The following is a 13,230-nucleotide window of genomic DNA, read 5'->3' as shown; positions in this document are numbered from 1 at the left end:
GTGATCCGTTTTGTGTATGATAACTCTCTAAGTTTCTTATTCTGAACCTCATGTCTAGGTGGGCCTTCTCCGCTTTTCGTGTCTAGTTGCGAAGCCCAGAAACTCGTGTCATAAGTAGCCCGGATCAGGGCTACTTATGCCAGTGTTTCTAAGCGGGGCTTCTACACTTTTCCCTTTCATGATCCAGCTACGACATCCAGAAACCCGAGCCATAAGCGGAACTGATCAGAAAAAGGAAAGAGCACCTTTGTCTGACAGTTCCGCTTATGACTGAGGTTTCTAAGCGGGATGTCTCCGCTTTTCATTTCATAAGGGAATCCCTACAAGAAGATGGGGGGATTCCCTAATAACGTTATAGACGGTTTCTTTTTATAATAAAAGAAGAAAGGGAGGCATGCGGTTATGAAAAAAGATCCGTCTCTGAAAGGGACACTGATAAGCGTGTTTGTCGTCGGATTCATTATCGTAGCTATGTGGGTAGGGGTATACGCTCTGTACATAGCTCGCTTATAAAAGGAGGGAAACGAGATGCATCTACATAAATATGAAAAGATATGGCTGTCCTTCGGTTTCGCTGCACTTATCATTTTTCTATCCGTTGTCGGGGTTAGCGCTTTCCATCAAGGCCACACACCATCCGGTGGACTGCAGAAAGTGGATCCGGACAATCTGGAGGCAACTCCTCCGTTCGATAGTCCCGGAGTCTATGAAAAGGAAGACGGGAGCTATGAAGTGATTGCCATTGCGGAGGCTTTCGGTTATACACCTACAGAAATCCAGGTTCCTGCTGGGGAAGAAGTGACGTTCAAAGTCACGAGTAAAGACGTGACGCACAGCTTCTCGATCGTAGATACGAACGTGAACATGATGGTGGTCCCCGGGAAAGTAAATGAAAAGACGCATACATTTGAAGATCCTGGAACCTATCTCATAGTCTGCAATGAGTACTGTGGAAGTGGGCATCACTTCATGAGTATGGAAATCGAGGTGGTGGAACAATGACGGCAGTATCGATTCCGAATCCGGAAAGAAAATTGGCACTTACGAATTTAGGTATCGCTTATACGGCTTTTATTATCGGAACCCTATGTGGACTGTTGCAGGTATTCATACGGAATGATGCCTTGCAGTTGCCGGCATGGCTGGACTATTATCAAATATTGACAGCACACGGTGTCCTGTTGGCGCTGATCTTCACAACCTTTTTCATCTTCGGCTTTTTCCAATCCGGGATGAGCAAAACCCTCGGAGCATTCGGACCGAAAGTGGTGCTCTGGAACTGGATAGGGTTGATCATCACTACCATCGGAACGGTAATGGCTACCGTTATGATTGTTATCGGAGAGGCCTCTGTTCTTTATACATTCTATGCTCCTATGATGGCTAACGGGTTCTTTTATGTAGGATTGGCGCTGTTTGTCATTGGAACATGGGTCCAGAGCTTTGCGCTCGTCGGTCATTACCGCGTATGGCGAAAAGCGAACAAGGGAGAAAAGAGCCCACTCTTCGCTTTTATGACGGTTGCGACGATTATTCTGTGGGTCATTGCCTGTCTCGGTGTAGTAGCTACGGTTCTATTTCAGTTCATTCCATGGGCTTTCGGATGGCAGGATAGTATCAATGTAGGATTGAGCCGGTCATTGTTCTGGTACTTCGGGCATCCGCTTGTATACTTCTGGCTATTACCTGCATACATCGCGTGGTATGTCATCGTACCGAAACTTATCGGTGGAAAAGTGTTCAGTGATTCCCTTGCCCGATTGGCATTCATCCTGTTCATTCTATTTTCTATCCCGGTAGGTTTTCACCACCAGCTGACAGAGCCTGGCATCGCGAGTTTCTGGAAGTTCCTGCAGACCGTACTTACATTCATGGTCATCGTACCTTCACTGATGACGGCTTTCTCGTTGTTCGCCGTATTTGAAACGAGAGGTCGTGAACTAGGTGGAAAAGGGTTGTTCGGATGGTTCACAAAGCTTCCATGGAAAGATGTCCGTTTCACTTCAATTTTCGTCGCAATGCTGTTCTTCATTCCTGGAGGAGCAGGTGGAATCATCAACGCAAGTTTTCAGATGAATGAAGTGATCCACAACACCTTATGGGTGGTCGGTCACTTTCACATTACCGTAGGAACACCAGTGGCGATGACTTTCTTCGGGGTTACCTTCTGGCTGGTGCCTTATCTAACCAAGCGTGTATTCACCAGGTCGCTGCAACGCCTTGCTTTCTTGCAGATCATCACCTGGTCGATCGGAATGCTCCTTATGAGCACAGCCCAGCATGTTCTTGGATTATTCGGGGCACCACGACGTACAGCGTACACGGGGTATCAGCATGAAGATGCCCAGTCCTGGTTTGAAGGGATCATCTCGAACCATGTCACAATGGCGGTCGGCGGTTCGATTTTGTTCCTGTCTGCGACTATCCTTGTATTCATCGTGATTCAACTGACGTGGTTCGCTCCTAAAGCGGAGAGTGTGAATCAGGAGATATTCCCGATCGCTGTGAGTGAGTCGAAAGAGACACCCAAGATTCTCGAAAATTGGAAAGTATGGATCGGCGTGGCTTTTGTTCTTATAGCGATAGCTTACACGGTACCTATTATGGATATGATTCAGCACGCACCTCCGGGATCGAAAGGGTTCCAGACATGGTAGGAAAGGGGAGAGGATCGTGTCCTTTGCATTCGCTTTTACAATATCGATGGTAATCATGCTCACGATTGTGATGGGGATGATTGTAGAATTGATGGAGGAGGAGGTATAATACCTCTTCCTTCATTGTTTTTTATCATACTGTTCGCCGTAATGTTTACGGGCCCGTGCTTCATGCACCAACCGTATAGTAGGACGGATCATGAACTCGATACTTCCGAGGACAAAAAGGGATATCCCCCAGGTTTTATAAGGTTCAGGGAAATAAAAGAGAACACTTCCGATAAAGAACCATAATCCGGCCAGGAAATCATTGACGGTATACATAACTTTGTATTTTTTCTTATAGAATTGAGAATGGTAATTCATTTTGTTGTCTACGTATTCTTTGCGTGATTGTGATTGAGTATCGGTGTTTTGCTCAGCCAAGAATATTCCACCTTTCTGACGTTCGTCTTTATTCAATTTATAGACGATAGTGCTCGTTTCTAAACCGGCCCTTTCAAAAAAGCCGGGCGCGGGCCCGACTTTTGCATATAGTCTTGTTTAACCTCTGGCTACGAAGAATGGAAGATCCGTATGTCCCATCTCACGGACGTAAACGAATAATTGCCCTTTGTGGTGGATTTCATGTTCAAGAGCAGATTGCAGAATCGCTTCTGCCGGAAGTTCTCTTCCAAGAATGTTCGTAGCATCGATGGTTTTCTCGAAGTCTTCCTCTGATAACGAAGCCAGAAGCTTTTCCGTTTCCTGGGTATAGGCGGCTACCCTTGATTTGAGATCTGTATCATCGTTTTCATCGAACAACTTTGCCGGGGACTGGTCTGCAGCCAGGCGTGCAAACGTGTACGTCGATTCTACGATGTGGTTGGCGAGTTCACCGACTTCCATAGAAGATTCTGTCGGTTTGTATGTTTTTTTGTCTTCCTGGATCACTGCCACGAGGTCGTTCATCACTTCCCTGTGGGAACGGAATTTTTTAAGGAAATTTTCTTTTTTATTACTCATTGTTTGCCTCCTTGAATAGGTTTCTCTATCTTTCTACCTGTTCTATTCTTTATGTAAACCCTTCCTTTTATTTCATAGCGTTTTCAATTGTGACGATTTCCTTAAAATAGTAGTTTTTAATACCTTTCTTGAAGGAAATAAGTTAAAATGGTTATGTGCGAATCTTAACGGAGGTTTTACAATGCTAACAAAATTTAAACAATCATTTATGAATAATAAAAAGAAAATGGGCGTCTATGCCACGGTCATTGCGCTGTTCTGGTTGAAGATGTACGTCATTCAGAGCTTCGTATTCAATTTGCCGGTGGAGAATACGAATGAAGCATTCATTCTTGCCTTCAACCCGTTGAGCAGTATTCTGCTCATCTTCGGAATCGGTCTGTTGATTGCAGGTAGGAAGGGAATGCTCGTATCCTACATTCTAGGGTCCGTTCTTCTTTACGTGAACGTCCTTTTCTACCGGGAGTACAATGACTTCATTACGCTTCCGATGATTGAACAGGTAGCGAACCTTGCAGGTATGGGAGGAAGCATTCAGGAGATTCTCTCCTTCGGGGATATCCTGTTGTTTGTCGATGTGTTGATTGCTGCATTTCTCCTTTTCTATCTTCGTAAGGATCGTTTCGTTTCTTTCATGCCGAAACGTTGGGAAGGTGCCGCTTTGGCTGTAGTAGCCATTCCGCTATTCCTGGTCAACCTGGCCTGGGCGGAGACGGAGCGTACAGACCTGCTCGAGCGTACATTCGATCGGAACATGCTTGTTCAGTACATCGGTCTGCTCAACTATCATGCGTATGATATAACGCTTCAGGGGCGTACAGAAATGAAGCGTACGTTTGCAGACAGTAACGAACTGGTTCCAGTCATCAACTACGTGAATGAACAGAAGAAAGAAGATAGCGATAAGCTCGAAGGAGTAGCAGAAGGGAAGAACGTGATTCTGCTATCCCTGGAGAGTACACAGACCTTCGCGGTAGACAATACTGTGAACGGGGAAGAGATCATGCCTTATTTCAACCAGTTGAAAGAAGAAGGGGTCTATTTCAATAACTTCTACCATCAGGTGAAGCAGGGCCGTACGTCCGATTCGGAATTCCTTCTTGATAATTCCATGTATGGATTGAACAGAGGGGCTGTGTTCTTCACCCACTCGGATAATGAGTATGAAGCAACACCTGAAATCCTGGGTGAGAATGGCTACTTCACTGCGAACATGCATGCGAACGATAAAACGTTCTGGAACAGAAACGGCATGTACGATTCACTTGGATATGACGAATATTATTCCAAAGAAGATTACGACGTAACCGAGGAAAAATCCCACGGATGGGGCTACCTCGATGAATACTTCTTCCAGGATTCTCTCGATAAAATGGAGAACATGGAGAAGCCGTTCTACTCGAAAATGATCACTCTGACGAACCACTATCCGTTTACGCTTCCGGAAGAGCTTCAGACGATCGAAGCCGGAAATACATCCAGCACCACGCTGAACCGTTACTTCCAGACGATGCGTTACCAGGATGAGGCTTTGAGACAGTTTGTAGAAGAGTTCAAGCAATCGGATCTCTATGATGATACGGTACTGCTGATTTATGGAGACCATTTCGGAATTTCTGAAAACCACCAGGAAGCCATGGGTGAATATCTCGGAAAAGATATCGGAGCATTTGAACAGTTCCAGCTGCAGCGTGTTCCATTCCTGATCTACGGGAAGGATATCCCTGCTATGAAAGAAGATACGGTAGGCGGTCAAGTTGATTTGAGACCGACAATCATGAACCTTCTCGGTATGGAAGACCAGGACGATAACCCGATCCAGTTCGGAACGGATCTGTTGAACGAAAAACGTGACGACTTCGTAGTCGATCGTGATGGAAACTTCGCTAACGGGGAGTATGTAGGCATTGAAGGCGTCTGCTACGACCGTGAGACAGGAGAAGAAGTCACGAAAGAAGAAGCTTGTGAAGAAGGGTTCGATAGAGCTCAAGAAGAGTTGAGTATGTCTGACTCTGTCATCTACGGAGATCTGCTTCGTTATCTTGATGAAAGTCAGCTAGTGGAAGAAAATAGTGAGCTCGAAACAGAAGAATAGTAAATAGGCCCCGTCCGGGAACGTTAGGTTTCCGGGCGGGGTTTTTTTGGGGATAAGATGGTGGTCTTTAGCTGTTATGGGATGGTTTTAGGGAAGGTCGGGAGGAAAAGTATCTGATGAATTTGGTTATCCGATGGTTTTGGAAAAAGAACAAGCAAAAGCACCTCTTACCCAAAGGTTAGAGGTGCTTTTCAGCTGATTCCATCAATTACTATCTTATACATCCTTATTCGGGAGGATACTCTGCTTAAGTCAGAGCTTCTAAAGCGGGAGGTCTCCACATTTTTGTCTAGCTAAGAAGGTCAGAAACCCGAGACATAAGCAGCCAGGATCAAAAAAAGAAAAAGCTCCTTTGTCTGACCAGGCTACTTATGCCTGAGGTTTCTAAGCGGGGTGATTCCACTTTTTATGTCTAGCTATGAAGGTTAGAAATTCGAGCCATAAGCAGAACCGATCAGAAAAAGGAAAGGGCGCCTTTGTCTGACGGTTCTGCTTATGGCTGAGATTTCTAAGCGGACCTTCTCCGCTTTCCTTACACATAATCCAGTTATGACTTCCAGAAGCACGTGTCCTAAGTAGCCCGGATCAGAAAAAGGAAAGGTCGCCTTTGTCTGACCGGTCTACTTAGGCCAGAGCTTCTAAGCGGGAGGTCTCCACATTTTATAATATATCCAACCAAATCTTGATAGCAGTACCCAGGATAAGGAAAGCGAGCATTCCCTGGAGGAGCTTCGTGTTCATATTTTTTCCGGTTTTCGCTCCGAGGGGTGCTGCCAGAAGGCTTGCTACGATCATGATGCCTGCGGCGAGGTAGTCTACCTGGCCGGTGGTCACTTTACCGATAGTCGCTCCGATGGAAGAGATGAGTGTAATCGCGAGAGAAGAGGCGATGGTCATCTTCGTCGGGATTTTCAGCACGGTGAGCATAATAGGTACGAGGAGAAAAGCACCTGCCGCTCCTACGATTCCGGCTCCCACACCGACTACAAGCGCTAGTCCTGCTGCTAAAGGCTTGTTGAAGGTGATTTGGCTGAAATCCTGGTCATCCAGTCCTTTTTTCGGTATGAACATCATAATCGCTGCGATTAACGCGAGAATGCCGTAAACGAAGTTGATACCATCTTCCGGCATGTAGCGGGAGCCGAAGCCGCCTATGAAACTTCCGATCAGAACCGCTACCCCCATATAAACGATCAATTCTTTATGAAGATAGTTTCCTTTCCGGTAAGCCCAAACTCCTCCGATTGTTGCGAAGAATACCTGTACAGCACTGATGCCGGATACTTCATGAGCAGTGAACGCTGTGAATCCTACGAGGGAAGGTATATATAAGAGCATCGGGTATTTGATGATAGAGCCGCCGATTCCGAGCATTCCTGAAATGTAAGAGCCGGCGAAGCCGATCAGGAAGACGGTGATCATTAATCCTATGTCCATGATGAATTCCTCCTTTTAAAGAAAGTTTTATTTTGTACTTCTTCGTCTCTGTGTTGCCTTTAAGCTGACAAAATGGAAGAGGGAACCTTTTTCAAGGTTCCCTCCACATGTCCGGCCGGAGATTTACTCTCCCTTTTTGATCCAGAACTTCAGCACGTCAGAGCTTTCGTCTGTATCGATAAGCTCGTGACCGGAAGACTTGGTCCAAGCGGCAAGGTCACTTTTTGCACCCTGGTCTGTCGCTTGTACTTCAAGCACTTCTCCTGTTTCGATGTCTTTGATCGCTTTCTTCGTTTTTACGATTGGCATTGGGCAAGCTAGTCCTGTTGCGTCAAGTGTTTTTGCTACGTTCATGTTAAACATCCTCCTTGAATTTGAATAAATAGTATTTAAAAAGTTAGGGTCTTCCGTTATGCCGCCTTAGCGTACGGCACAACGGTTCGGACCGATTTCCATTTCACGTTTCTTCTCGCTATCCGGAGTGATCTGACCCATGTTCGTCTCGCGGATCTCCTGATAAGCGTTCGGTTGTGGTGGAAGGTTCTCTGTTACGGTTCTTCTGAATTCATCCTCGTCTTCGATATTGAGACCATGGTTCTGTGCATAAAGAACCGATAGTTTCTCCTGTACGGAGCCGTCATCGTTCAGCTCATCAAGAATCATGTAGTGAGCTGGAAGTACAATGAGCTCTTCAGAAAGGTTCTGGTATCTTTCGTATAGCGTCGTACGAAGGTCTCCGACCCAGTCGTCCGCTTTACCGGCGAGGTCCGGACGGCCGATGGAATCGATGAACAGGATGTCACCTGTCATTAGATACTGTTCGTCGACTACGAAAGATGTGGAGCCGATCGTGTGTCCAGGGGAGTAAAGGGCCTGGATGTCGATGTTCGTGTCACCGACTTTGATCGTGTTTCCATCTTCAAGGGCCTGATAATCGAATGTGACTTCTGTTGCATCTTTCGGTGGAAGCCAGTATGAGCCGCCTGTTTCCTCAGCCAGTGCACGACCGCCTGAGATGTGGTCGGCGTGAAGGTGCGTATCCATTGTATGATTGATCGTGACACCTTTTTCTTTAGCGAAATCTGTATAGATGTTTGTCATACGATTGGCATCAATGACAGCAGCTTCGCCGCCGGAGAGGACCATATAAGATAGGCACCCTTTTCCGAGACGTACGAACTGATATAGTTCTCCGCCATTGTTCAAGTCACTGATCTTTACAGGTTCGAGGTGTTCACTCCATGCTTTCATGCCGCCTTCAAGGTAAGAAACCTCGAGACCTTCATCAGAAAGCATGTCACCGACCATGATGGAAGATCCTTCTTTGGCACATACGACAAGGATTTCTTTATCTTTTGGAAGATCGTCCATGATGTCTTCGACGCCGTCGATCAAGTCGAAGTAAGGGACGTTTTTGTATTCGAAGTTTTCGCCTTCTACTTTCCAGTCTTCGAATGCATCCTCCGTACGGACGTCAAGAATGAAGAGGTCTTCTTTGTTTACTACTTTCTTCGCAAGTTCTGATGGTTTCATTGCATGTAATGCCATTTTATAAACCCCCTAAGGTATTTAGTCGTTTAAAATTTTTTATTTGGCTTTCTCTGTATCCCCATTCCATTCGCTCATGCCAGGGATCACGTTATACACTTTGTCATAACCGTTCTCTGCAAGCTTCTGTGCAGCCATGTCGCTACGGTTCCCCGTGCGGCACACGACGTACACATCTTTAGAAGCGTCGATTTCGTTCATCCGTTCTTCAAGTTCCCCGAGAGGTACGGAAATCGCTCCTGGAATATGACCGAAGGCGTATTCCGCAGATTCTCTCACATCTATAACCACTGCATCGTCGCCGAGAGATTCAAGATCTTTGTTGTCGACCGTGTTCGGATGAGAGGTCTCGGCTTTCTCTTCGTCCGCTTTACGCACGTAGTGGTAAAGGACACCGTCGCTTTCGTTTGTTCCGAGGTACTGATGGCCGGACTTATCCGCCCACGCTTTCAAGTCTGTCGTGGAACCCTGGTCTGTAGCCTGGATTTCCAGTACCTGACCGGGTTCAAGATCTTTCATCGATTTTTTCGTTTTTACGATCGGCATCGGGCAAGCAAGACCCTTTGCATCAAGTTGAACATCTGTCTGGATAGTCATCTGACATTCCTCCTTATTTTTCGGTATCTCCGTTGTAACTCATCATTCCGCCTTCCATGTTGGTGACATCGTAACCCTGATCCTGGAGGAAGCGTGTCGCTTGAGAGCTTCTTCCGCCGGAACGGCAAACCATCACGTAAGGGGTGTTTTTATCAAGTTCGTTCATGCGGTATTCAAGGACACCCAGCGGGATGTGAGTGGCGCCAGGGATTTTGCCTTCGGCCACTTCCTCCGCTTCGCGTACGTCGACTACATTCAAATCGTTGTATCTCGTTTCTACTTCTTTCGCTTGAATAGTTTTCATATTAATTCCTCCTGACACTTAGATAAATAGGTTGATTGCGCCGTCTTCGCCTTCACCGATATAAGCAGCTACACCGCCGTATACGATGTCATCAATGAGCTCTTCTTTTTTCAGACCGAGCAGATCCATCGTCATTGTACATGCAATCAATTGAATATCCTGTTCCTGTGCCATTTCGATAAGATCTTCAACGGGCATAGCGTTATGCTTCTTCATTACGTCTTTGATCATTTTCTGACCGAATCCGCCGAAGTTCATTTTTGAAATCCCCATGCGTTTCGCGCCACGTGGCATCATGCGGCCGAATAGTTTCTCGATGGTGGATTTGTTATCGACGAGCATCTTGTCGTCTTTACGGAGAGCGTTCAGTCCCCAGAATGTGTGGAAAATGGTTACATCGTGATCATAAGCTGCTGCACCGTTTGCGATGATGTAAGCAGCCATTGCTTTGTCGTAGTCACCACTGAATAGAATAATGTTCGTCTTTTTTCTTTCTTCTGACATGATTAGTTCCTCCTTATACCTATATGGGTATTTATTCGTTTAAAATTTTTTATCTGCTTTTGACGAGCAACTGAACTGCTTCGTTGATCGCTTCTTCCTGATTTTCCTGGTTCTGTTCTTCTCTCACGCATTCAACCAGGTTGGAACTTACCAGGACACCGATGGAACGGTCGATGGCGCTCCGGGAGGCGGACAGCTGGGTGATGATGTCTTTGCAGTCCTTGCCTTCCTCCATCATCCGCAGTACCCCGCGAAGCTGACCTTCAAGACGTTTGATTCTGTTCTTCTCTTTGTTGCTGTATTCCATGTCGTTTCCCTCCCTTTGCGTTACTGATGATTATTTTATACCCCTTAGGGTATTTTGTCAACGAAAAATTTTTCGTTGGGTTTGTGCTTCTTCAAAACTCAACTGTAATCCATTATATACCCTCATAGGTATAATGTCAACAGCCGGGTTTTCTATTTTTTTGGTCTTTCTCTGTCGGGCACATCCAATATAATATACCCCATTAGGTATTTTGTCAACATCCTCATTTGAAAAAGGGAAAAGCCCCCGGATAGGAGGCTTTATGCTGCATCGTCCATGCATTTCTTCAGACGTTCTTCGATATCTGCTGCAATTGCTTTGATTTCTTCATCATCGACGAGTTCCATAAGGGATGTAGGGTTCGGCATTCCGATCTTCGTCTGTCCCTGGTCGTTATAGACGACCATTTTACAAGGAAGGAAGTAGCCGGCCAGAAGATTTTTATCAAGCACGCCCTTCGCTTCTTTCGGGTTACATACTTCAAGGATACGGAAATCCGTATCGAAATCGAGTCCTTTGCCCTGAAGAGTCTCTTTCACATCGAAATTCCAGAGGACGCCGAACTGGGCATCTTTCAGACTTGCTTCGATTGCTTCGACGGCCTGATCAACACTTTTATCGGTTTCTACGGTATAGTGGAACATAAAACATCTCTCCTTATTGTATATTTTCTCCATACCCTGTACCCTTGCAGGTATAAAGATAAACACGAGTGTTCATTCATTCCTCACAATTGTAAACATATAATATGGTATAAAGGGATGGGGGTATTTGTAGTTCGAGTTCTATCGGGACGTTCATTTATTCTTCACAAAATAAAAATCAGACTGTGATATAAAGGAGTAGAGGAAATGTTTATCCCTCCCTATATAATGGTGCGCGTTGTCGCTATTATTATAAGTATAGCTTTGTTTGCAGCAATGCATACAGATAGAAAGGAAATGAAATACATACTTTCGAAAGGAACATCTCTCCTGACGACATTCTTCGTCGTATTTATGGGAGCAAAGTTGCTCACGACTTTTCCGATGATTCTGGAGTATCCGGTCGCTGTGCTCAGCTATCCGAGTGGAACGCTGGAGTTTTACATAGGGGTGGGGGCAATGCTGATCCATGCTTACCGGCTGTCCGCGGGAAAGGACGAGCTGTATGGAATGGTTGTTCTTCTTTCGGGGGCATTCTTTTTCTACTATATTATAAGTACTGTGGTCATGAATGATCGTCCACTGGAAGAACTTGTCCTCTGGTTTATCATATATATAGGAAGTTTTTTATGGAAAAGGTACTGGCCCATATTTTTGGAGGCCGGTATGCTGGTGGCCGGATTGCTCAGCTTGAACGGTCCGGTACTTGATGTGATGGGAATCCCGGTAGATGCCGGGTTCTACATCGTCGCAGCTGCAGGCATATTTATAATAGACAGGAGGGTATATAAATGGAAGCGGACGTAACGTTTTGGCTGGCTTTCGGTGCCGGGGTACTTTCTTTCCTTTCCCCGTGTACGTTGCCGATTTTCCCGGCTTATCTATCATACATTACAGGTATGAGTGTCAAAGATATCCAGGATCAGAAAAATCCTCAGATCAGAAAGAAGGTACTTCTTCATTCCGTTTTCTTTCTTATCGGAGTCGCTTCGATCTTCTTGAGTCTCGGCTTCGGTGCATCTCTTGCCGGTCAATGGATGCAGGGTGTACTTACGGGAGATTCCGGAGTATTTCTTCAAAGGATTGCTGGTGTATTCATCATCGTGATGGGACTTTTCGTGGCAGGATGGATCAATTTCACCTGGTTGATGAAAGAAAAACGATTTTCTGTAAAGCCTAAGAAAGCTCTCGGCTATACCGGCTCGGTGTTCACCGGTGTGGGATTTGCGGCAGGCTGGACGCCTTGTATCGGTCCGATTTTCGGTTCGATTCTTGTGCTGGCTGCCAGTAACCCCGCGCAGGGTATGATCTACAGCGTCTTTTATGTGCTAGGATTTGCTGTACCGTTTCTTCTGTTCTCGTTCTTCGTCGGATCGGCAAGAACAGTGGTCCGCTATAGTCAGGTTTTCATGAAAGTCGGAGGAAGCCTGATGGTAGTGATGGGGGTATTGCTTTATACCGGTCAGCTGACGAAAATCTCTAATATGCTTCTCCGTATGGTTCAGGATACATGGTTCTCGAACCTCGGAACGATTCTGTTTGGAGGGATTTTGTAATGAAGAAATGGGCAGTGATTGTCGTCGTCGTGGGCCTGTTCGGCTGGGCCCTGTACGACCTATTGTACGAGCCGGAAGAGAAAGCTGAAAAGAAAGCAGGAGATACTGTGATGACGGCTGAGGGGCCTGATGGCCAGGAAGATGCCACCAGTTTCGAAAAAGGGGAACAGGCCCCTGACTTCACCTTGCAGACATTAGGCGGAGAAGAAGTCAGCTTGTCTGACTATCGCGGTACTCCTGTCATTATCAACTTCTGGGCAACCTGGTGTCCTCCTTGTCGAGCAGAGATGCCTGATATGGAGGAAATGTATCAAAAGGAAGATGACCTCAAGATTCTTGCGGTGAATATGACGGAAACGGAATCTTCGAGGAATGCAGTCAGTCAGTTCGTAGGAGAATTCAACCTGTCTTTTCCTATTTTGCTTGATCGTAACACGGATGTTTCGGGACTGTACGAAGTAGGACCTGTGCCGACATCTGTTTTCGTAGACAGAGAAGGCAAGGTGCAGTCGGTCATTCTCGGTGCGATGAACAAGGATCTCATGAAGCAACGACTCGAGGAAATGGAATAGAGGT

General features: G+C 46.0%; 17 protein-coding genes. 7 read left to right on the top strand and 10 right to left on the bottom strand.

Features of this window, described 5'->3' with window-relative positions; all coding sequences use genetic code 11:
• Positions 1-402: 402 nt before the first annotated feature.
• From BLQ44_RS07905 to BLQ44_RS07895, 3 genes are read left to right on the top strand one after another with little or no spacing between them, the layout of a single operon-like run.
• Positions 403-513, top strand: coding sequence for a cytochrome C oxidase subunit II (locus BLQ44_RS07905; RefSeq protein WP_093193355.1), 111 nt, complete (start codon positions 403-405; stop codon positions 511-513).
• Positions 514-528: 15 nt separating this feature from the next.
• A complete protein-coding gene (locus BLQ44_RS07900; protein WP_093193354.1) occupies positions 529-1,002 on the top strand; it encodes a cytochrome c oxidase subunit II in 474 nt (157 codons plus the stop codon).
• Positions 999-2,657 (top strand): b(o/a)3-type cytochrome-c oxidase subunit 1, encoded by a 1,659-nt coding sequence (locus BLQ44_RS07895; RefSeq protein WP_093193353.1) that lies wholly within the window; start codon positions 999-1,001, stop codon positions 2,655-2,657. Before BLQ44_RS07900 ends, BLQ44_RS07895 begins: the two co-directional genes overlap by 4 nt.
• 120 nt (positions 2,658-2,777) lie before the next feature.
• On the opposite strand, the gene BLQ44_RS07890 is transcribed toward BLQ44_RS07895, so the two are convergent.
• Both BLQ44_RS07890 and BLQ44_RS07885 read right to left on the bottom strand, forming a co-directional pair.
• Positions 2,778-3,083: a YrhK family protein gene (locus tag BLQ44_RS07890; RefSeq protein ID WP_245688131.1), complete on the bottom strand. Its 306-nt coding sequence runs from the start codon at positions 3,081-3,083 to the stop codon at positions 2,778-2,780.
• Positions 3,084-3,200: 117 nt separating this feature from the next.
• Positions 3,201-3,662 carry a DinB family protein gene (locus BLQ44_RS07885; RefSeq protein WP_093193352.1) on the bottom strand — a complete coding sequence of 154 codons (462 nt, stop codon included), beginning with the start codon at positions 3,660-3,662 and terminating at the stop codon, positions 3,201-3,203.
• A 181-nt stretch (positions 3,663-3,843) separates the two neighbouring features.
• On the opposite strand from BLQ44_RS07885, the gene BLQ44_RS07880 reads away from it, so the two are divergent.
• Positions 3,844-5,757: an LTA synthase family protein gene (locus tag BLQ44_RS07880; RefSeq protein ID WP_093193351.1), complete on the top strand. Its 1,914-nt coding sequence runs from the start codon at positions 3,844-3,846 to the stop codon at positions 5,755-5,757.
• Between the two features lie 660 nt (positions 5,758-6,417).
• Here BLQ44_RS07880 and BLQ44_RS07875 read toward each other — a convergent pair.
• The 8 genes from BLQ44_RS07875 to BLQ44_RS07840 all read right to left on the bottom strand — a co-directional run bounded on the left by BLQ44_RS07875 (position 6,418) and on the right by BLQ44_RS07840 (position 11,098).
• Positions 6,418-7,194 (bottom strand): sulfite exporter TauE/SafE family protein, encoded by a 777-nt coding sequence (locus BLQ44_RS07875; protein ID WP_093193350.1) that lies wholly within the window; start codon positions 7,192-7,194, stop codon positions 6,418-6,420.
• 123 nt (positions 7,195-7,317) lie between these two features.
• Complete coding sequence (locus tag BLQ44_RS07870; RefSeq protein ID WP_093193349.1) at positions 7,318-7,548, bottom strand: sulfurtransferase TusA family protein; 231 nt, start codon at positions 7,546-7,548, stop codon at positions 7,318-7,320.
• A gap of 66 nt (positions 7,549-7,614) precedes the next feature.
• The gene (locus BLQ44_RS07865; protein ID WP_093193348.1) at positions 7,615-8,742 is read right to left on the bottom strand and encodes an MBL fold metallo-hydrolase; all 1,128 of its coding nucleotides are present in this window, start codon (positions 8,740-8,742) and stop codon (positions 7,615-7,617) included.
• 39 nt (positions 8,743-8,781) lie between these two features.
• Complete coding sequence (locus BLQ44_RS07860; protein WP_093193347.1) at positions 8,782-9,339, bottom strand: sulfurtransferase TusA family protein; 558 nt, start codon at positions 9,337-9,339, stop codon at positions 8,782-8,784.
• 13 nt (positions 9,340-9,352) lie between these two features.
• Positions 9,353-9,643, bottom strand: a complete 291-nt coding sequence (locus BLQ44_RS07855; RefSeq protein WP_093193346.1) for a rhodanese-like domain-containing protein — start codon at positions 9,641-9,643, stop codon at positions 9,353-9,355.
• 18 nt (positions 9,644-9,661) lie between these two features.
• Complete coding sequence (locus BLQ44_RS07850) at positions 9,662-10,147, bottom strand: DsrE/DsrF/DrsH-like family protein (protein ID WP_093193345.1); 486 nt, start codon at positions 10,145-10,147, stop codon at positions 9,662-9,664.
• A gap of 49 nt (positions 10,148-10,196) precedes the next feature.
• Positions 10,197-10,454: a metal-sensitive transcriptional regulator gene (locus tag BLQ44_RS07845; RefSeq protein WP_093193344.1), complete on the bottom strand. Its 258-nt coding sequence runs from the start codon at positions 10,452-10,454 to the stop codon at positions 10,197-10,199.
• Between the two features lie 260 nt (positions 10,455-10,714).
• Positions 10,715-11,098 (bottom strand): DUF302 domain-containing protein, encoded by a 384-nt coding sequence (locus BLQ44_RS07840; RefSeq protein WP_093193343.1) that lies wholly within the window; start codon positions 11,096-11,098, stop codon positions 10,715-10,717.
• A gap of 207 nt (positions 11,099-11,305) precedes the next feature.
• Here BLQ44_RS07840 and BLQ44_RS07835 point away from each other — a divergent pair, with 207 nt between their 5' ends.
• The 3 genes from BLQ44_RS07835 to BLQ44_RS07825 are packed head-to-tail and all read left to right on the top strand — an operon-like array spanning position 11,306 to position 13,226.
• Positions 11,306-11,905 carry a hypothetical protein gene (locus BLQ44_RS07835; RefSeq protein WP_093193342.1) on the top strand — a complete coding sequence of 200 codons (600 nt, stop codon included), beginning with the start codon at positions 11,306-11,308 and terminating at the stop codon, positions 11,903-11,905.
• Complete coding sequence (locus tag BLQ44_RS07830) at positions 11,890-12,654, top strand: cytochrome c biogenesis CcdA family protein (protein WP_093193341.1); 765 nt, start codon at positions 11,890-11,892, stop codon at positions 12,652-12,654. Before BLQ44_RS07835 ends, BLQ44_RS07830 begins: the two co-directional genes overlap by 16 nt.
• Positions 12,654-13,226, top strand: coding sequence for a redoxin domain-containing protein (locus BLQ44_RS07825; protein WP_093193340.1), 573 nt, complete (start codon positions 12,654-12,656; stop codon positions 13,224-13,226). Before BLQ44_RS07830 ends, BLQ44_RS07825 begins: the two co-directional genes overlap by 1 nt.
• Positions 13,227-13,230: the final 4 nt, after the last annotated feature.

This window comes from Salimicrobium halophilum, from assembly GCF_900100295.1.
Lineage (GTDB): Bacteria > Bacillota > Bacilli > Bacillales > Halobacillaceae > Salimicrobium > Salimicrobium halophilum.
The sequence above is the reverse complement of the archived record's forward strand: the minus strand, read 5'-3'. Positions and strand labels throughout refer to the sequence as shown.